The sequence below is a fragment of the Klebsiella terrigena genome, from assembly GCF_012029655.1.
In the GTDB taxonomy this organism is placed as follows: domain Bacteria; phylum Pseudomonadota; class Gammaproteobacteria; order Enterobacterales; family Enterobacteriaceae; genus Klebsiella; species Klebsiella terrigena.
Map to the genome: position 1 here is coordinate 3370368 of NZ_CP050508.1, position 19248 is coordinate 3389615.

18 protein-coding genes are annotated in these 19248 nt (G+C 59.0%); 4 read left to right on the plus strand and 14 right to left on the minus strand.

Annotation, left to right across the window (positions count from 1 at the left end; all coding sequences use genetic code 11):
* Window positions 1-54: 54 nt before the first annotated feature.
* On the plus strand, window positions 55-1446 hold the full coding sequence (locus HCK03_RS15845) for an L-cystine transporter (RefSeq protein WP_076945358.1): 1392 nt from the start codon (window positions 55-57) through the stop codon (window positions 1444-1446).
* 72 nt (window positions 1447-1518) lie between these two features.
* Here the strand turns inward: HCK03_RS15845 and cedA are convergent, their stop codons facing one another.
* Window positions 1519-1758 (minus strand): cell division activator CedA, encoded by a 240-nt coding sequence (cedA, locus tag HCK03_RS15850; RefSeq protein ID WP_041145143.1) that lies wholly within the window; start codon window positions 1756-1758, stop codon window positions 1519-1521.
* Between the two features lie 184 nt (window positions 1759-1942).
* On the opposite strand from cedA, the gene katE reads away from it, so the two are divergent.
* Window positions 1943-4201 (plus strand): catalase HPII, encoded by a 2259-nt coding sequence (gene katE, locus HCK03_RS15855; RefSeq protein ID WP_167691875.1) that lies wholly within the window; start codon window positions 1943-1945, stop codon window positions 4199-4201.
* 56 nt (window positions 4202-4257) lie between these two features.
* Here katE and chbG read toward each other — a convergent pair whose 3' ends face one another.
* From chbG to osmE, 7 genes are all read right to left on the minus strand, one after another.
* Window positions 4258-5016 (minus strand): chitin disaccharide deacetylase, encoded by a 759-nt coding sequence (gene chbG, locus HCK03_RS15860; RefSeq protein WP_167691876.1) that lies wholly within the window; start codon window positions 5014-5016, stop codon window positions 4258-4260.
* A gap of 12 nt (window positions 5017-5028) precedes the next feature.
* Window positions 5029-6375 carry a 6-phospho-beta-glucosidase gene (locus tag HCK03_RS15865; protein WP_167691877.1) on the minus strand — a complete coding sequence of 449 codons (1347 nt, stop codon included), beginning with the start codon at window positions 6373-6375 and terminating at the stop codon, window positions 5029-5031.
* A gap of 102 nt (window positions 6376-6477) precedes the next feature.
* Window positions 6478-7302 (minus strand): transcriptional regulator ChbR, encoded by an 825-nt coding sequence (gene chbR, locus HCK03_RS15870; RefSeq protein ID WP_123707623.1) that lies wholly within the window; start codon window positions 7300-7302, stop codon window positions 6478-6480.
* 27 nt (window positions 7303-7329) lie between these two features.
* On the minus strand, window positions 7330-7677 hold the full coding sequence (gene chbA / locus HCK03_RS15875; RefSeq protein ID WP_041145138.1) for a PTS N,N'-diacetylchitobiose transporter subunit IIA: 348 nt from the start codon (window positions 7675-7677) through the stop codon (window positions 7330-7332).
* A 52-nt stretch (window positions 7678-7729) separates the two neighbouring features.
* Entirely contained in the window at window positions 7730-9088 is a 1359-nt protein-coding gene (chbC, locus tag HCK03_RS15880) for a PTS N,N'-diacetylchitobiose transporter subunit IIC (protein ID WP_041145137.1), read from the minus strand.
* A gap of 167 nt (window positions 9089-9255) precedes the next feature.
* Window positions 9256-9576, minus strand: a complete 321-nt coding sequence (gene chbB / locus HCK03_RS15885) for a PTS N,N'-diacetylchitobiose transporter subunit IIB (RefSeq protein ID WP_041145136.1) — start codon at window positions 9574-9576, stop codon at window positions 9256-9258.
* A gap of 283 nt (window positions 9577-9859) precedes the next feature.
* Window positions 9860-10198 carry an osmotically-inducible lipoprotein OsmE gene (gene osmE, locus HCK03_RS15890; protein ID WP_041145135.1) on the minus strand — a complete coding sequence of 113 codons (339 nt, stop codon included), beginning with the start codon at window positions 10196-10198 and terminating at the stop codon, window positions 9860-9862.
* A 277-nt stretch (window positions 10199-10475) separates the two neighbouring features.
* Here osmE and nadE point away from each other — a divergent pair, with 277 nt between their 5' ends.
* Window positions 10476-11300: an ammonia-dependent NAD(+) synthetase gene (gene nadE / locus HCK03_RS15895; RefSeq protein ID WP_045855467.1), complete on the plus strand. Its 825-nt coding sequence runs from the start codon at window positions 10476-10478 to the stop codon at window positions 11298-11300.
* A 101-nt stretch (window positions 11301-11401) separates the two neighbouring features.
* On the plus strand, window positions 11402-12274 hold the full coding sequence (cho, locus tag HCK03_RS15900; protein WP_115193059.1) for an excinuclease Cho: 873 nt from the start codon (window positions 11402-11404) through the stop codon (window positions 12272-12274).
* An 82-nt stretch (window positions 12275-12356) separates the two neighbouring features.
* Here the strand turns inward: cho and spy are convergent, their stop codons facing one another.
* The 6 genes from spy to astC form a co-directional block, all read right to left on the minus strand.
* Window positions 12357-12839 (minus strand): ATP-independent periplasmic protein-refolding chaperone Spy, encoded by a 483-nt coding sequence (gene spy, locus HCK03_RS15905; protein ID WP_076945352.1) that lies wholly within the window; start codon window positions 12837-12839, stop codon window positions 12357-12359.
* Between the two features lie 356 nt (window positions 12840-13195).
* Entirely contained in the window at window positions 13196-14161 is a 966-nt protein-coding gene (astE, locus tag HCK03_RS15910) for a succinylglutamate desuccinylase (RefSeq protein WP_123551307.1), read from the minus strand.
* A 10-nt stretch (window positions 14162-14171) separates the two neighbouring features.
* Window positions 14172-15497, minus strand: a complete 1326-nt coding sequence (astB, locus tag HCK03_RS15915) for an N-succinylarginine dihydrolase (protein ID WP_167692452.1) — start codon at window positions 15495-15497, stop codon at window positions 14172-14174.
* Entirely contained in the window at window positions 15497-16972 is a 1476-nt protein-coding gene (gene astD, locus HCK03_RS15920; RefSeq protein WP_167691878.1) for a succinylglutamate-semialdehyde dehydrogenase, read from the minus strand. Before astD ends, astB begins: the two co-directional genes overlap by 1 nt.
* Complete coding sequence (gene astA, locus HCK03_RS15925; protein ID WP_115193063.1) at window positions 16972-18003, minus strand: arginine N-succinyltransferase; 1032 nt, start codon at window positions 18001-18003, stop codon at window positions 16972-16974. Before astA ends, astD begins: the two co-directional genes overlap by 1 nt.
* Window positions 18000-19220, minus strand: a complete 1221-nt coding sequence (astC, locus tag HCK03_RS15930) for a succinylornithine/acetylornithine transaminase (RefSeq protein ID WP_041145128.1) — start codon at window positions 19218-19220, stop codon at window positions 18000-18002. The genes astA and astC overlap by 4 nt, the downstream gene beginning before the upstream one ends.
* Window positions 19221-19248 lie beyond the last annotated feature (28 nt).

A 19248-nucleotide genomic window follows, 5' to 3' on the forward strand; every position in this document is an offset into this window, starting at 1 on the left:
AAGAGCTGGTCCACAGGCCAGCCCAGGTAATAAAAAGATATCAGGAGAACGGGGATGAACTTTCCACTTATAGCGAACGTTATCGTGTTCGCGATTTTGCTGTTTGCGCTGGCCCAAACCCGCCACAAACAGTGGAGCCTTGCCAAAAAAGTGCTGGTCGGTCTGGTCATTGGCGTCGTATTCGGTCTTGCGCTACAGCTGATTTACGGCTCCGACAGCCAGGTACTGAAAGATTCCATTCAATGGTTCAATATCGTTGGCAACGGCTACGTACAGCTGCTGCAGATGATCGTCATGCCGCTGGTGTTCGCGTCTATTCTGAGCGCCGTCGCGCGCCTGCACAACGCTTCGCAGCTGGGTAAAATCAGCTTCCTGAGCATTGGCACCCTGCTGTTCACCACCCTTATCGCTGCCCTGGTGGGCGTGCTGGTGACCAACCTGTTTGGCCTGACCGCCGAAGGGCTGGTACAGGGGAGCGCGGAAACCGCCCGCCTGAACGCTATTCAGAGCAACTACGTCGGTAAGGTCGCGGACCTCAGCGTTCCGCAGCTGATCCTTTCCTTCGTGCCGAAGAACCCGTTTGCCGACCTGACGGGCGCTAACCCGACCTCCATCATCAGCATCGTTATCTTTGCCGCCTTCCTCGGCGTCGCTTCTCTGAAGCTGCTGAAGGATGACGTCGCCAAAGGCCAGCGCGTTCTGACCGCCATCGATACCCTGCAGGCCTGGGTGATGAAGCTGGTGCGCCTGGTGATGCAGCTGACGCCGTACGGCGTACTGGCGCTGATGACCAAAGTCGTGGCGGGCTCCAACCTGCAGGACATCATCAAGCTCGGCAGCTTTGTTGTCGCCTCCTACCTCGGCCTTGGCATCATGTTCGTGGTCCACGGACTGCTGCTGGCGGTGAACGGCGTGAGCCCGCTGAAATACTTCCGTAAAGTGTGGCCGGTGCTGACCTTTGCCTTCACCAGCCGCTCCAGCGCCGCGTCTATTCCGCTGAACGTGGAAGCGCAGACCCGTCGTCTGGGCGTCCCGGAATCTATCGCCAGCTTCTCCGCCTCCTTTGGCGCCACGATTGGTCAGAACGGCTGTGCCGGCCTCTATCCGGCCATGCTGGCGGTGATGGTCGCCCCCACCGTCGGGATCAACCCGCTCGATCCGCTGTGGATTGCCACCCTCGTCGGCATTGTGACCGTGAGCTCCGCCGGTGTCGCCGGCGTTGGCGGTGGCGCAACCTTCGCCGCGCTGATCGTTCTGCCGGCGATGGGCCTGCCGGTAACGCTGGTCGCGCTGTTAATTTCGGTTGAGCCGCTGATCGATATGGGCCGCACCGCGCTGAACGTCAACGGCTCAATGACCGCCGGGACCCTGACCAGCCAGTGGCTGCGTCAGACCGATAAAACCATTCTTGAGAGCGAAGACAACGCCGAACTGGCGCATCGCTAGCCTCAGACCGGGATAAAAAAAACCGCAGATAGCGCGCGCTACCTGCGGTTTTTTTATTGCTCAATTCTGCGCTCAGGGAGCCAGTTCGTTTTCCTGCCGGGTTTGCATCGCCCAGCGCTGCGCCGATTCCGGCACGCTAAACGGCGGAGAACGACGAAAGTGCTCTCCGAGCAAAATAAAGGCAACGTACTTCCCCCGCAGCAGCCACACATCGCGAAAACCGTCCATTTTGACGGCGTGTTCCGGCGGCGCTGGCTCCGCTCGAGGCACGTAGCTAATGACAGGGCGATTTTGTTGGCGAAGTGTTTTCATAGCTCATGGATTCACTAAACAAAGCGGGAACAGAACCGCCATCATAGCCGAAAATCCCCCTTTGCGTCGCCCCCTCTTGCCGCTCGTTTTGCTCCAGCAAGGCACGATGGCCGTAATGTTCTATAGTTAGAAGGGTTTTGGTTCAGCAACGACCATTTTCAGTAATGGAAACAGGAGACGAGCAATGTCTGATAAACACCATAACCCGCAGTACCCCCTACCGTCTGTAGACGATGACCGCGAAGCGAAACCCGGTCTTGACTCGCTGGCCCCTGATGACCAGCAGTGGCGCCCAACCCCGCACCCCACCGCCCCTGGCGAAGAGCCAACCGCCCCCGGCAGCCTGAAAGCACCCGATACGCACAGCGACAAGCTTGACGCCCTACAGAGCCAGCGTAAAGGCGGGGAAAATTTCCCGCTCACCACCAACCAGGGCGTCCGCATCGCCGACGATCAGAACTCCCTGCGCGCGGGAAACCGCGGCCCGACGCTGCTGGAAGATTTTATCCTGCGCGAAAAAATTACCCACTTTGACCACGAACGCATACCGGAGAGGATCGTCCACGCCCGCGGTTCGGCCGCACACGGCTATTTTCAGGCCTATCGCAGCCTGAGCGACGTCACCAAAGCCGATTTTCTCGCCGACCCGGCAAAGAAAACGCCGGTATTTGTCCGCTTTTCTACCGTGCAGGGCGGCGCCGGCTCCGCCGATACGGTGCGCGATATCCGCGGATTCGCCACCAAGTTCTATACCGACGAGGGGATTTTCGACCTCGTGGGCAACAATACGCCGATCTTCTTTATCCAGGACGCGCTGAAATTTCCTGACTTCGTCCACGCCGTGAAGCCCGAACCGCACTGCGCCATGCCGCAGGGGCAAAGCGCTCACGACACCTTCTGGGACTACGTCTCCCTGCAGCCCGAAACGCTGCATAACGTCATGTGGGCGATGTCCGATCGCGGGCTGCCGCGCAGCTACCGGACGATGGAGGGCTTTGGGATCCATACCTTCCGCCTGATAAACGCCCAGGGTAAGGCCACCTTCGTCCGCTTCCACTGGAAGCCGGTGGCGGGCAAAGCCTCGCTGATTTGGGACGAGTCGCAAAAGCTGACCGGGCGCGATCCCGACTTCCACCGCCGCGATCTGTGGGAAGCCATTGAAGCCGGTGATTTCCCCGAGTATGAGCTCGGCCTGCAGCTGATCCCCGAAGAGGATGAGTTTGCCTTCGACTTCGATCTGCTGGACCCAACCAAGCTGATCCCCGAGGCGCTGGTGCCGGTGCAGCGGGTGGGCAAAATGGTCCTCAACCGCAACCCGGATAACTTCTTTGCCGAAAACGAACAGGCGGCGTTCCATCCAGGCCATATTGTGCCGGGGATCGATTTCAGCAACGACCCGCTCCTGCAGGGGCGCCTGTTCTCCTATACCGACACGCAAATCAGCCGCCTTGGCGGGCCCAACTTCCATGAAATCCCGATCAACAAGCCCACCTGCCCGTACCACAACTTCCAGCGGGATGGCATGCACCGGATGGATATCGACACCAATCCCGCCAACTATGAGCCAAATTCGATCGGCGATAACTGGCCGCGCGAAACGCCACCCGCTCCCCGGCGCGGCGGCTTTGAATCCTACGCCGAGCGCGTGGATGGCGAAAAAATTCGCCAGCGCAGCCCCTCCTTCGGCGAATACTATTCGCATCCGCTGCTCTTCTGGCGCAGCCAGACCCCGTTTGAGCAGCAGCACATTATCGACGGCTTCAGCTTTGAGCTGAGTAAGGTGGTCAGAACCTGGATCCGTGAGCGGATGGTCGATCAGCTGGCCCATATCGATATCCGGCTGGCGGAGGCGGTAGGGAAAAATCTCGGTATTGCGCTTAGCGACGCCCAGCGCGCCATCACGCCGCCGGCGGACGTCAACGGCCTGAAAAAAGATCCTTCTCTGAGCCTGTACGCCATTCCCGACGGAGAGGTCAAAGGCCGCGTGGTGGCGGTATTGCTCAACGACCGTCCGCTTGCCCAGGAGATGCTTACTCTCCTGCAGGCCCTGCGGGCGAAAGGCGTCCATGCTAAGCTACTTTTCTCACGGATGGGGGAAGTCAGCGCCGATGACGGGACCCTGCTACCCGTTGCCGGAACCTATGCCGGCTCGCCTTCGCTAACGGTGGATGCGGTGATTGTTCCCGGCGGCAATGCGGCCAGCCTCAGCGCCAGCGGCGACGCGCAGTACTATCTGCTGGAGGCCTACAAACACCTGAAGCCCATTCTGCTGGCCGGCGATGCGCGACAGTTCAAGTCGCTGCTTCAGGTTGCCAGCCAGGGCGAAGAAGGGATTGTCGAGACCGACGCCGTCGACTCACCGGCGATGGATAATCTGTTAGCCCTGATGAAGGCGCATCGGGTGTGGTCCAGAAGCGGGAAAACGGCGACGATCCCGGCATAGTAAAAGGCCCGGCGGCGTCACCGCCGTCGGGCCCTTATCACCGGCAAACCCATTGTTTAGACGTCGCGGTAGGTACCGAGACGATAGCCGCGTTCGGCAACCGCATATTTCAGCGCCTCGGAGGTCAGCACCTCCAGCTCCGCCAGCCGCGGGTGGCAGTAGGCGCTGCTCATGATGGCGTGGTCAATAAACGCCGGATGGCACATCACCTCCAGCGACGCTTCTTCCCGCTGGATTGAATCATCCAGGATCTGCAGCAACAGCGCTTCAGAAATCGCCTCCCCGTAGAACTCGCTGGCAAAACCCTCGCTGCTGCGCGCCGCATCCTGATCCAGGCCGTCGCGCTGCGCCAGTTGGCGGTCAATACGCAGCGCCACGCCCTTCTCGCGGGCAAACGCCGCCACGATGGGGTACACCGGCGCGATCATATGCACATGGTGATGGCTGTCAATATGCGTCGGTTCACAGCCAAACAGCTCGATAAACCGGCGATACTGGCACTCCAGCTCGTGCGCGATCTCATCCAGCGGCAGGCTACCCTCTTCCACCATCTGCCAGATCCACTTCCCCAGACGCCCTTCACGGACGAGACCCGGCATCGCGGAGAGCGGCTCGCCCAGCGTCAGGACAAAGTGCATCCCGACGCCCAGCTCGGGCACGCAGCGGCTGAGCTGGGCCGCGTGGCCGATCGCCGCGCCGTTAACCAGCGCCGTGGTGGAGGTCACCAGCCCGTTCTTGCAGGCTTCAATAATGCCGTAGTTCTGCCCCTTGCTGAGGCCAAAATCGTCGGCATTAACGATTAACACGCGTTCCATCAGCCGCTCCCGTTACTGTTTCAGTTTCGCAATCGTCGCCGCAAAGTTGGGCAGCCACTTTTCATGCGCGAGGATCATTTCACGCGCCAGCATTTCGGCATCGCGGTCGGAGTGAATCAGCGGGCTCAGATTGAGCGCCAGCAGAACATCGTTCAGCTCACCGCTTATCGCCGCCTGGCTCGCCGCCACTTCAAAGCCCTTGATGGTGTAAATAAGCCCCTGGACTTTCTCATCGAAATGGGTGATGCGCGGCGTCGGCTTCGCCCCATCGCGGCCGAGCGTACAGGTCATCTCCACCGCCCAGTCGGCCGGAATATTATCGATGTGCCCATTGTGCGGGATATTCACGTAGTGCTCGGTCTGCTTATCGTTGTAGATAGCGTTGATCACTTCGCAGGCCGCGTCGGAGTAATAGGCTCCGCCGCGCAGCTCCAGCTCCTTCGGCTTAACGTTGAGATCCGGGTTTTTATACAGCTCGAAGAGCTGTTTTTCCACCTTCTGCACCACCTGAGCGCGCGCGCCGCCCTTATAGTACTCGCCCATTTCAATCGCCAGCATCTCTTTTGGCTTGAAGTAGTACAGCAGATAGGAGCACGGGATCAGGCGCAGGGAGCGGATCAGCCCTTCGCTGAACGGCAAGTCGAAGATGTTTTTCACCGAGTTGGCGCTCAGGCTGCCGGAGGCGACGCCGTCCAGCAGTTCGTCAAAGCGCGATACGCCGTTCACCAGCACGTCGCGGACAAACACGAGGTGGTTGAGGCCAAACAGGTCGATATTCAGCTCATCGCTCGGGCTCACGCGCAGCACGTCGGTGATAAACATTTTCATGCCGATCGGAATGTTGCACACGCCGATAAAGCGCCGGAAGCCCGTGTGGCGATACACGGCTTCGGTCACCATTCCCGCCGGGTTGGTAAAGTTAATCACCCACGCGTCCGGGCAGATCTCCTGCACATCTTTAACGATATCAAAAATCACCGGAATGGTGCGCAGGCCTTTGAACAGGCCGCCGGCACCGTTCGTTTCCTGGCCAAGATAGCCGTGGCTAAGCGGGATACGCTCGTCTTTCTCACGCGCCTTCAGCTGGCCAACGCGCAGCTGAGTGGTGACGAAGTCCGCGCCTTCCAGCGCCGCGCGGCGATCCAGGGTTTTGTAGACTTTCAGCGGAACGCCGGCTTTTTCGACCATCCGCTCGCAGAGAGCGTGGATAATATCGAGCTTCTCCTGCCCTTCCGCCACGTCCACCAGCCACAGCTCCGTAACCGGCAGCTCGTGATAACGCTTGAGAAATCCTTCGAGGAGTTCAGGGGTATAGCTGCTGCCGCCGCCGATAGTAACGATTTTTAATTTCTGGCTCATCATATTCTCCCTTGTGGCGCCACGAATTGCGCGTAGCCCACTCGCCGTATCAATACGGAGAGTTAACTTGAATATTTTCCAGCGCGGAAGGTTCCGCTCCGGTTAATTAAGGATGGTAAGCTTTTTACGATAATTGCTTGGCGTAAATGAGGTCAGCTTTTTGAATGTTTTAATAAACAAACTGGGGCTGCTGTATCCTGATTCGTAAGCAATATCGGTTACCGAGTAGTTGGTAATTTCCAGCTGTTTCTTAGCGAAGTTGATGCGAATGTCATTAATAATCTGCATCGGCGTTTTACCATAATAGCGTTGGGTCGCTCGGGTTAAATATTCCTGAGTTTTCCCGGAGAGCTCAACCATCTGTTCAAGCGCCCCTTCGCCAAATTTATGTTTATCGTGCATATCCTCGACGGTATTTTTTAGCCACTGCGGAATAACATCCTGCACCGGCTCCTCGCGGTAATGCCGTAAACGGTTAATGGTATAAAACGAGACCAGCTCAATAAATTCGTCAAATTCAGTTTCGCGAAAGTTCAGCGAAGCAATCACCGATTCGATGTAGCTGAGAAAGGTGCTTTTGACCGCGTAGACCTGAGAAGCAACCAGACCAAACGGCAGCAGCGGCAGATAGTGTTTCTCAAAGAAACTGCGGCTGATGCCGACGTTAAGAATGCGCGTCGCGCCAAACTCGTAAAAGCTTTGATGGTGCGACCCCATTGGGATGAAGACAAAATCCCCGCGCTCCAGCAGCACCCGTTTGCCGTTAATCTCCTGATAATAGCGCCCGGTCAAAACGATGGTGTATTCGTAATAGTCATGCTGGTGAAGCCCGCTCACGCTCTCGGTCTTGTTGTAGATAACCACATGAAAATTATTCCCGTTGAAGAGCTGCTGTTCGCGGGCGGTACTAATTTCTGTGGTCATCATCTTTGGCTGCCTCATCGTGTAGATGGCCTATTGTACCTTCTCATGGAGTTCAATCAATTCGGCAACCAGTTCGCGGGCCAGCATTGAGGTCATCAGATGATCCTGCGCATGAACCAGCACCAGGCTGACCTTCATTTTTCCTTCGCCCTCATCGCTCTCAATCAGCTGAGTCTGTACGCGGTGGGCTTCGCTCAGCGCCATCCGCGACTGCTCCATCATCGCTTTCGCGGCGGCGAAGTCGCCCTGTTTCGCCTGCTTCAGCGCGGCATAGGCCAGGCTGCGTGCCTGTCCGGAGTTGATAATCAGCCCCATCACCACCTCTTCGAGGTCATTCTCAGGCATCTCTGTTGCTTCAATATGGTCCAGATCAAACATAATATTCCCTCATTTCTCAGGCGGTACGGGAAGCCTCCCGTACCGCTCGACATCAGAATTTCAGTGCGTTAGCGATATCTTCTTCACTCTCTTCCTGCTCGATGGTGCTTTGCGCTTTATTAGAAATCGCGACAAACGGCAGGTAGACCAGGGTCGAGATACCCAGGTTGAACAGCGCCACCAGCAGAGCAGCGACGCTGCCGTTACTGTTAAAGAAGGCGCCGAGGCCGGTCGGCATGGTCCACGGAGCCAGGTTGGTCACCGGTGGAATAATCCCCATGCTGTAGGCCGCCAGGGTGATGGCTGCCAGAATCGGCTGCACCAGCACGAACGGGATAAACATCACCGGGTTCATGATAATCGGCAGGCCGAACAGGATCGGTTCGTTAATCTGGAAGATGCCTGACGGCAGCGCCAGCTTAGCAACCTGACGATGGTCAGCGCGGCGTGAGCCGATAAAGATGGCGATAATCAGACCCAGAGTCGCACCGGAACCGCCCAGCAGGATGTAGGAGTCGAGCATCGGCTTGGCCCAGAAGTGGAACTGTTTGCCCGCTTCGATGGCCGCTTCAACGGAGCCATATTGGTTATACAGCGCGATGTTTTCCAACGCCCACGGGGTCATGATGCCGTTATCCAGCGCGGTCAGCGCCAGCGAACCGTGTACGCCAAAGAACCACAGCAGGGAGTTGAAAATAACGTACGCCCAGCCGACGACGCTACCCATCGCCGCCAGCGGCGTGGAGATGGAGTCCATAATAATCTGGTGGAAGTTGCTGCCATACGAGGCCAGCAGCCAGGAGACGATGCCGAAGATCGACAGGATCAGGAAGCCCGGGATCAGCGCCGAGAAGGAACGCGATACCGATGACGGCACGCTCTCCGGCAGGGTAATGACCCAGTTGCGGCGAATAACGAAGGTGAACAGCTCCGCCACCACCAGACCAATAATCATCCCCGATATAATGTTTTGCCCGCCCAGCCAGTTGGCGCCCACGGCGTAGGCGTCGCCGACGCTATAAGGGGTGACGGTCATAAATGCCGCGACGGCTAACAGCCCGGCGGCCATCGGGTCGACCTTGCGCTCTTCCGCCAGCGCCGCGCCGATGAAGAACGGCGCCATCAGCGACATAATGCCGAGCGTACCGTTATAAACGTTACCGCCGATGGCCTTAAAGCTGTTTAAGGTTTCAATGGTTGAGGCATCCAGGCGGATCCCCATTGAATAGAAGAACGAGCCTTCACCAAAGCTAAGAAATACGTTGTTAATTAATACGAACATGGCCCCGGCGAGGGTCAGCGGCATTAATTTAATAAAGCCGTTTTTAATCGCATTAATATGCGGTTGCTTTCCTATTTTAACAGCAAAAGGAAGGAGTACCTTTTCAAGCGAGTCAATCACTTTACTCATAGTCAATACCCTTTAAAAGCCGTAACCGTGCAATTACGGCATAATGATGAAATTACTCTTTGACGGGAAAATAAACTCTTTAATATTCGGGTAGCCGGCAATATTCATATTTCATGAAAGCGAAATTGACTTTACCCGTTACCCGAAAAGTGAGTTTTAAAATTAAATTATTGTGCAGCAGCTTTCTTAATGGCCGCAACGGCCGCTTTCAGAACACCTAATCCATCAACCTTGCCGTACAGCGCAGAGTCGATCACTTCCACCGGCTTATTGGACAGCAGCCGCTGAATCTCGGGAAGCATATATGCAATCTGTGGGCCTAATAAAATCACGTCGGCTTCCGGCCCCTTTTCCCCGGCGAGGGTCTCAGGAAATGCTTCAATAATGACCGGCACCTCATATTTTTCAGCCTGGGCACGCATTTTGGATACCAGCAGCGAAGTGGACATTCCAGCCGAGCAGAACAGATAGATATGTTTCTTTTCCATGAACGCTTCCTCAATTTGTAGAACCTGGCGGCCTCCTGACAGAATATTATGCCGAAGAACCGGGTAAGGCCTGACACTGTTCAATTGATATTGTTTATGCATTGAGTATACGGCATCCCCTGGCACCTGGATAATTCCTGGTTAAGCAAAATTGTCTCTCATTGACCTCGCGTTTTGACTACCTTCACATTTCCCTCAAATAATTCGCGCAATTAAATAAGCATCAGCACGCATAAAAAAGCCCGACCAGAGGTCGGGCATTCGTAGAGCTCAGTATCACGTACTACTTGCTGTTGCGCGGGTCCGTATCGTACTCCGAGCAGGTCTGGTAGCCGGAGTTCATGACATGACCGGTCTCGTCAAGCGCGACAAAGTAGGTTTCCATTTTACCATCCCGTTGACCCAGGATGTAGGTCTGGCAGGTGCCGCGGGCGTGGATCATCGTCACCTCAGATGACGGTTTGCCCGCCACCTGCAGTACCTGGGAGCGCGACATCCCTTTTTTGACATCTTTAACAACCGGCTGTGTGAACTGGTCTGCAGTACGATCGTAGGCTGTACAACCAGCCAGCATGGTCAGTACTGCCGCTGCGCCCATAAGTCCTGCTAAATTCTTATTCATATTCCGTCCTCTTTTATTTGGCGTGTGAATAAGCCTGGAATAAATATCGTTATTTTTCAAGCCGAAGGTCGATTTAAGCGAAATTTCCGTGCGATATGCCGGATTAGCCCGCCGCAGCGTGCCGTCAGCCGGCCGCCGCGCGTACCATAAAAAAATCGTATGTCATTGATTGCCTTCTTTTGCAGCACTCAAAACGACGATCCTTGTCGTTTCAACGGCAAAGAGGTAGCTTTAAGCCATGCTGGTTGCCAAACAGATTCACTTTCCGGAGGGCGCGATGACGCTACAACAAGAAATTATTCAGGCGCTGGGTGCCAGTCCCCAGATCGATACAGACGGTGAGATCCGCCGCAGCGTAGATTTTTTGAAGTCCTATTTGCAGACCTATCCCTTTATTAAGGCGCTGGTTCTGGGCATCAGCGGCGGCCAGGATTCAACCCTGACCGGTAAACTGTGCCAGCAGGCAATTAATGAGCTGCGGGCAGAGGGTGACGATAGCCGCCAGTTTATCGCCGTGCGCCTGCCTTACGGCGTGCAGGCGGATGAGCAGGATTGCCAGGATGCCATCGCCTTCATCCAGCCGGATCGCGTGCTGACGGTCAATATTAAGGGCGCGGTGCTGGCCAGCGAGCAGGCGCTGCGGGAAGCCGGGATTGAGCTCAGCGACTTTGTTCGCGGCAATGAAAAAGCGCGCGAGCGCATGAAGGCGCAGTACAGCATCGCCGGCATGACCCACGGCGTGGTGGTCGGCACCGACCATGCGGCAGAAGCGATCACCGGATTCTTTACCAAATACGGCGACGGCGGCACCGATATCAACCCGATTTTCCGCCTCAACAAGCGTCAGGGTAAACAGCTGCTGGCGCGCCTGGGCTGCCCGGAGCATCTGTACAAGAAGCTGCCGACCGCCGATCTGGAAGACGATCGCCCGTCCCTACCGGATGAAGCCGCGCTGGGCGTCACCTACGATAATATTGACGACTATCTGGAAGGCAAAACCCTCGACGAGAAGACGGCCAAAATTATCGAAGGCTGGTACCTGAAAACGGAACACAAGCGCCGGACGCCGATTACCGTCTTCGACGACTTCTGGAAGAGATAGTCCTGCCCCATCGCCCCGGCGCCGGCCGGGGTTATTTTTTGTCCTTTTCGCCCTCTCCCCTGGCTGCTATACTGGTTAAATAAACAGCATCAGGAGCCATTGTGGTCAGAAGGCAATCCGCCCCGCGTCTGGAGTTTGAAGCGGCGGCAATTTATGCATATCCCGAACATCTGCGTCCCTGGCTGGCGTCTTTGCCCAGCCTGCCGGGCGTCTATCTGTTTCACGGCGAAAGCGATACCCTGCCGCTCTATATCGGTAAAAGCGTCAACATTCGCAGCCGGGTGCTGTCGCATCTGCGCACCCCGGACGAAGCCGCCATGCTGCGCCAGGCGCGGCGCATTAGCTGGCATCGTACCGCGGGCGAACTCGGCGCGCTGCTGCTCGAAGCGCAGCTGATTAAGCAGCAGCAGCCGCTGTTCAACAAGCGGCTACGGCGCACGAAACAGCTCTGCTCGCTGCTGCTGAGCGACGCCCGCCCGCAGGTGGCGTATGCCCGCGAGCTGGACTTTTCCCGCCAGGAGCATCTTTACGGCCTGTTCGCCAACCGCCGCGCGGCACTGCAGGCGCTGACCAGCCTCGCCGATGAACACCGGCTGTGCTACGGGCTGCTGGGGCTTGAACCGCTCAGCCGCGGCCGGGCCTGCTTTCGTTCCGCGCTGGGGCGCTGCGCCGGCGCCTGCTGCGGTAAAGAGAGCGTTGAAGCCCACAACGCGCGGCTGCACGCCAGTATGGCGCAGATGCGGCTGGTGTGCTGGCCCTGGCCGGGCCCGGTTGCGCTGGAAGAGAAAGGGCCCGATATGACCCGCTATCATGTGATTCATAACTGGCTGTGGCTGGGGGCGGTCGAGACGCTAGCGCAGGCGCAAACGCTGACGCAGCTGCCGGCGGGCTTCGATCATGACGGCTACAAAATTCTCTGCAAGCCGCTGCTGCGCGGCGATTTTACGCTCCACCCTCTCCAGCCAGGGTCCTGACAAACGAAAAAACCGCCGGTCCTGCCCAAAGCCTGACGGCGTATGTTGGGCAGAACCGGCGGTCTTCATTCCGCGGGCTGAATTACTCAGCAGATGGAGGCATTTTACCTTCCGGCGCTTTACGATCTGTCAGATGCTTCTCAAAATTAGCATTGAACTGTTTTTTCTGTTCCGGCGTCAGAATGTTGTAAATCTTATTCTGGGTTTCGATACGAGAGAGCGCCATATCTTTATGCTGCGCTTCCATCTTGTCGATTTGCGCTTCCGCTTTCGCCTTATCGAAGGTATCGCTGGCAATCAGCGCATGCATCGCGCGGCGCTCGTCGAGAGACGGACGTTTCATATTTTCGCGCTGGCTCTTCATGATGTCGCGGATCTGCTGTTTCTGCGCATCGGTCAGGTTCAGACCTTTAAACATCATATCGTGCTGGCCGCCAGGCATACCTTTATGGTGCATCATAGGTTTGCTGTCGGTCGGGGCCGCGGTGGTGTCCGCAGCGTGAGCAAGGTTAGCGGCACCCAGGGCCAGAGTAGAGGCAACAAACAGAGCAGTAATCTTCTTCATATTCAGTCCTTACTTTAAGTTATTCTTACGGCCTGATGCCGTGTTGACGAGATAAACTTTACGACGTTTATCGTCAATTAGTCAGAGCAAGCGTAAAACAATGAAAGTGTAAAAAACATTTTCTCACCAATTGTGGAGAAAATAAGGAAAATGAGGAGATAATTGCAACGAAAAATAATTAAGAAGCTGTTTTATAAAGAAATCGTGGAGATTATAAAGCAGCAGAGATTAAAAACAAAGCGGTTAGCCAGGAATAATCTGTAATCAAACGTCAGAGCACGAAAAAATAAGATTATACAAGACGACCGACGGTGAGAATTTACGCCGCCGCGGTCAGGCAGCGGGCGTATTTATGTTCAGGGCAGCCGCTCCAGCATCAGCCCGGCGCGCAGGCCCAGCGCGACCGAAGGGTTCGGAAACAGCACGTACTCCTCGGCCTTTTCCACCACGTAGCGGGTCTCACCGTCCTCCGCCAGCAGCGTCCCGGCACTAAACGGCGTAAAGTTAAGCGTCTGCGCCGACATATGCAGCTGAAAACGCTCGCTGGCGCGGGTGATCTGCTGTACCACCCGATAGCGCAGCGCTTCGTGCCCCTCTTCTACCGCCAGGTCGCCGACCAGTAAACGCATCAGCGCGCGCTGGGTCACGGCAAACTGTGTCAGATCGTTCGCGCCAAACGGCAGCGCCTTGCCCAGCTCAAGGGTGCAGGCGAGCGCCGTAAAGCGGTCGCTGCTGAAGTGGGTAAACGTGCCCGCCGGCTGCTGATGAAAGACCAGCGCCTCCAGCCCCGCTGCGCCCAGCCAGCTAAGGAAGGCGTCATCCCACGGCGCCGGTCGCGCCGGAAGCACCCCAAAACGAACGTGATGCGATCCGCGGATGGCGGTATGCAGATCGAGATGCCAGCGCGCGCCGCTGGCGTCGGCATAAAACCGCGTCAGCACCGTTTCCAGCCGCCGCGCCCGCCTCGTTTCATCGCTGGCGGGGAAGCTCTGCCAGCGTCCGCTAAACATGCGGTTGATGTCGCTATCGAGATAGCGCCTGTCGGCCCGCAGCGCCGGAGGATTACCCAACACCACCAGCAGCCGCCAGCGCAGCGGCAGCTCGCCGCTGAACAGCTGCCGCAGCAGGATGTCGGTCATCTCTACCGGCGCGGTTTCATTACCGTGAAGTCCGGAAGAGAGCACCAGCGCCCGCTCGCAGCGCGCATGCGGCGTGAGCTGAAGCACGCCGTGGTCCAGCCAGTGCCAGCGGAAGTGCGCCGTTTCACCGTGAAAATGATGGGGCAAACGCCCCGCGAGGGTTAATGCCAGAAAGTCGTCCACTGCGCCACCTCTATTGCTGGAACGGGTAAACGGAACCGAGCTGCATAATCTGCGTCAGCCGGTCAAGGGCCTCGCGTCCTTCGCTCAGCAGCTGCGGGTCAGCCAGATCCGCCTGCGTCAGACGATCGCGGTAGTAGCGCTCGACCCAATCGTTAAGGGCGATGAACAGGCGATCGTTCATCAGCACCGCCGGGTTGACCGCCCGCAGCTCCTCTTCCGTTAGCACCACCCGCAGACGCAGGCAGGCCGGGCCGCCGCCGTTGGCCATGCTCTCGCGCAGATCGTAGACCTGCAGCTCATCGATGGGGTTGTCCTGCTCCAGCAGCCGGTTCAGATAGCGCCAGACGCCGGCGTGCTCCTGTGCCTCCTGGGGCAAAATAAGCCGCATCGCGCCGCCGGGTTTGCTCAGCAGCTGGCTGTTAAACAGGTAGGTCGCCACCGCCTCTTCAACCGTCACCGCGCTGGTCGGCACCACCACCGGCGTAAATCCGGCCACCTGTCCGGCCAGCCGATGCAGCAGCTGCGGCTGATCGACAAACGCTTCTTCATGGCAAAACAGCACCTGCTGATTGCTCACCGCAATGACATCGTTATGAAAAACGCCTTTATCGATAACCGCCGGGTTCTGCCGGGCGAAGACGATCTGCCGGGGGTTAACCTGATTGAGCCGCGCGACGGCCTGACAGGCCTCCAGCGCCTGGCGCGCCGGATAGCGAGTGGGCAGGCCGTCGCCTCCCTGCTCGCGGCCATAGACAAACAGCTGCAGGCCGGGCGCGCCGTACTCGCCGCCGAGGCGGTTATGGTTCGCCGCGCCTTCATCGCCAAACAGCGCCACCTGCGGAAGCGCCGGATGCACGGCAAACCGCCGCTCATCCGGGAAAATGGCGCGCAACAGCGCCTCGGTGGTCGGCGCCTCGCTGGCGCGGTGGAATTTGTCGTTCAGATTGGCGACGGTCAGATGCACCCTGCCATCCAGCGAATCGGCAGAAGGCGACACCGTCGCGGCGTTGGCCACCCACATTGAAGAAGCGGAGCTGGCCGCGGACAGCAGATCCGGCGCCTGCCGCGCGGCGCGCTCCACCACCTGCGCATCGCTGCCGGTAAAACCAAGCTGGCGCAAAAGCGCGACGTTTGGCCGCTCCTGCGGCGGGATCACCGCCTGCTGATAGCCCGCGTCCGCCAGCGCCTTCATTTTTTTTAGCCCCTGCTTCGCCGCCAGCTGCGGGTTCGATACCCGATAGCGATGCTTCGTCGAGGCCTCGTTGCCAAAGGAGAGCCCGGCGTAGTGGTGCGTCAGGCCAGGCAGCCCGTCAAAATTCACTTCCCACGCGTTCATCATGCCGTTCCTTGCCGAAAGTCGAGGCCCGGGCTGAGGGTTTCCGGCAGCGTCAGCTCCGGAGACTCCAGGCTTGCCATCGGCCAGGCGCAATAATCCGCCGCGTACCAGGCACCGGGACGATGGTTGCCGGACGCGCCGATGCCGCCAAAGGGTGCGGTGCTGGCGGCGCCGGTCAGCGGTTTGTTCCAGTTCACGATCCCGGCCCGCGCCTCCAGCAGCAGCTGGTCAAACTTCTCGCGCTCGGCAGAAATCAGCCCGCACGACAGCCCAAAACGCGTGGCGTTGGCCAGCGCGATCGCCTGCTCAAATTCGTCATAGCGCCAGACGCAGAGCAGCGGGCCAAAGACCTCTTCGTCTTTCACCCCGGCAACATCGGTCAGCTCGACGATCCCCGGGGTCAGCAGCGAGGTTCCGGCCGCCAGCAGCCGCGGCTCCAGCAGCGTTCTGCCGCCGTTGGCGACGTGCTGCAGCCAGGCCTGATGGACCTTCTGCGCCGCCTGCGGAGAGATTAAGCCGCCGAGGAACGGCTGGGGCTCAGCGTTCCACGCGCCGGGAATGAGCCGCTGCGCAACGGCCACCAATCGCGCCAGGAACGCATCTCCGGCCTCGCCGCGCTTCACCAGCAGACGGCGGGCGCAGGTGCAGCGCTGCCCGGCGGTAATAAAGGCCGACTGGATGGTCAAATGCACGGCGGCATCAATATCCTGCGGCTCGTCAACGATCAGCGGGTTGTTGCCGCCCATTTCGAGCGCGAGGATCTTCTCCGGCTGTCCGGCCAGCTGGCGATGCAGCTGAAAGCCGGTAGCGGAGCTGCCGGTGAACAGCAGACCGTCAATATCGGGCTGGCCGCTCAGCGCCTCGCCGGTTTCGCGCCCGCCCTGCAGCAGGTTCAGCACTCCCGGCGGCAGACCTGCTTCGGCCCACAGCTTCACCACCGCCTCGCCGCTCTGAGGCGTCAGCTCGCTCGGTTTAAACACCACCGTATTCCCCGCCAGCAGCGCCGGTACGATATGGCCGTTTGGCAGATGGCCGGGGAAATTGTACGGACCGAATACTGCCAGCACGCCGTGCGGCCGATGGCGCAGCGTCGCCGACCCGTCGCCCATGGCGGTTTGCGCCTCGCCGGTACGGCTGTGGTAGGCCTTGAGCGAAATGGCAATTTTATTGATCATCGCGCCAACTTCCGTCGCCGCCTCCCAGCGCGGCTTGCCGGTTTCGGCGGCAATGATGGCCGTTAGCGGCGCTTTGTTGGCCTCCAGCAGGCCGGCAAACTTTTCGACGATCGCCTGGCGCACGCGAAGCGGCGCTTTGGCCCACGCCGGAAACGCGCGCCGGGCGGCCTCAACCGCCTGCGCAACCTGCCCGGCGTCGGCGTCATTGCCCTGCCACAGCGGCTCGGCGCTTACCGGGTTGCTTTTACTGCGGGCCGGGCCGCGCCCGGTTTGCCAGTCGCCGTTAATCCATAGACTCATCACTTTTTCTCCTCGGGGATCAGGCGCACCATGCGGATACGGTCACCGGGGTGACATTTGAGGGCATCCAGCTCGCGGGCGCTCAGCAGCAGACGATCGGTATCGGGGTCGGCCTGCACCAGCATCGCGCGAAACTGCTGATACTGCTCGTTGGCGACCAGGCACAGCGGCCACTCGCCCGGCGCCGGCTGTCCTTCAGCCACGGCGACCAGCCGGCTTTTGCGAATCGCCCGCACCCGGTCGATATCGCACTCCAGGGTTGGGCCGCCGTCAAAAATATCGACATAGTTGCGATAGCGGAATCCCTCCTTCTCCAGCACCGCCCGCGCAGGAGCGGTTTGCGGATGCACTTCGCCAATGACCGCCCGCGCTTCATCGGATAAAAAGTCGATATAGAGCGGATGCTTCGGCATCAGCGCGGCAATAAACGCCTTCTGCCCGGTGCCGCACAGATAGTCAGCGCGGGAAAACTCCATCGCAAAGAAGCGTTTGCCCAGGCTTTCCCAGAACGGCGAGTAGCCGCTGTCGTCGATGACGCCGCGCATCTCGGCGACCACTTTTTCATTAAAGCGCTCGCGGAAGGCGGCCATAAACATAAAGCGTGATTTCGACAGCAGGTAGCCGTTGCCCTCTTTACGCCACGCCGGGTCGAGAAACAGCGTGCACAGCTCGCTGCTGCCGGTGTGGTCATTGCTGAGAAACAGAGTCGGCAGCGCGTTATAGACGTTCAGCTCTTTTGAGGCGTGCACCTGGGTGCCGACGCGGTAGTTGTACCAGGGATCGTTCAGCCCTACCGCCACCTCGACGGCGCAGATGCCCACCACCGCGCCGCTGGCCGTATCTTCAAGGACGAAGACGTAGCCCTGCTCGCCTTTCGGCAGCTCGCCGCGCCAGGTCTTTTGCGAGCGTTCGATCCGCGCCGCCAGCGTCGCTGCGTCGGCCGGCAGCGAGGTCAGGCCGCCGCCGGTTTCACCCGCCAGCGTCAGCAGCCCCGCCAGATCGCCCTGTTCCACCGGACGGATAACCATCATGATGACGCTCCCGCGAGGAAGTGACGGCAGGCCAGCTCAAAGCGATCCAGACCGGCGTTCACCTCTTCCTCACTCACTATTAGCGCCGGCGCGAAGCGCACCACGTTCGCGCCGGCAATCAGGATCATCAGCCCATCCTCCGCCGCCTGGGTACTGATGGCTTTGGCCTTACCGGCGTACTCATCCTTCAGCACGCAGCCAATCAGCAGCCCGAGGCCGCGGGTCTCTTTGAACAGGCCGTAGCGGGCGTTAATCGCCTCCAGCCGCTCGCTGAACCACTGGTGCCGCTGCTTAACGCCGTTCAGCACCGCCGGCGTATTGATAATCGACAGTACCTCGCCGGCGACCGCGCAGGCCAGCGGGTTGCCGCCGTAGGTCGTGCCGTGGGTACCCACGGTCATCACGCTGGCGCACTCTTCGCTGGCCAGCAGCGCGCCAATCGGGAAGCCGCCGCCCAGCGCCTTGGCGGTCGACAGCACGTCCGGCGTCACGCCGTAGTGCATGTAGGCATACAGCTCACCGGTGCGCCCGACGCCGGTTTGCACCTCATCGAAAATCAGCAGCGCATTGTGGGCGTCGCACAGCTCGCGCAGGCCGCGCAGGAAAGCCGGGTCCGCCGGCACCACGCCGCCTTCACCCTGTATCGGCTCGACGATAACCGCACAGGTATTGTCGTCAATCAGCGCCCTGGCGGAGTCCAGATCGTTATATACCGCGTGCTGGATCTGCGGCGGCAGCGGCGCAAAGTCTGCGGAATAGGCCGGCTGGCCGCCGGCAGAAACGGTAAACAGCGTCCGGCCGTGGAACGCATTCCTGAACGCCACGATGCCGCTTTTCTGGCTACCGTAGCGGTCATGAGCGTATTTGCGCGCCAGCTTCAGCGCCGCTTCGTTGGCCTCGGCGCCGGAGTTGCAGAAAAAGACGCGATCGGCAAAGGTGGCGTCAATAAGCTGTTTCGCCAGCCGCAGCGCCGGCTCGTTGGTGTAGCCGTTGCCGGTATGCCAGAACTTCCCGGCCTGCTCCGTCAGCGCGTTCACCAGCCGAGGGTGCGCGTGCCCCAGCGCGTTCACCGCGATGCCGCCGGCAAAATCGATATACTCTTTCCCCTGCTGATCCCACAGGCGTGAGCCCTCACCGCGTACCGGAATAAACGCCGCCGGCGCGTAAACCGGCATCATCCATTGATCAAAGTTGCTGCGCGTAATTGACTGAGACATATCGACCTCTTCCGGTAAATAAAAAGTA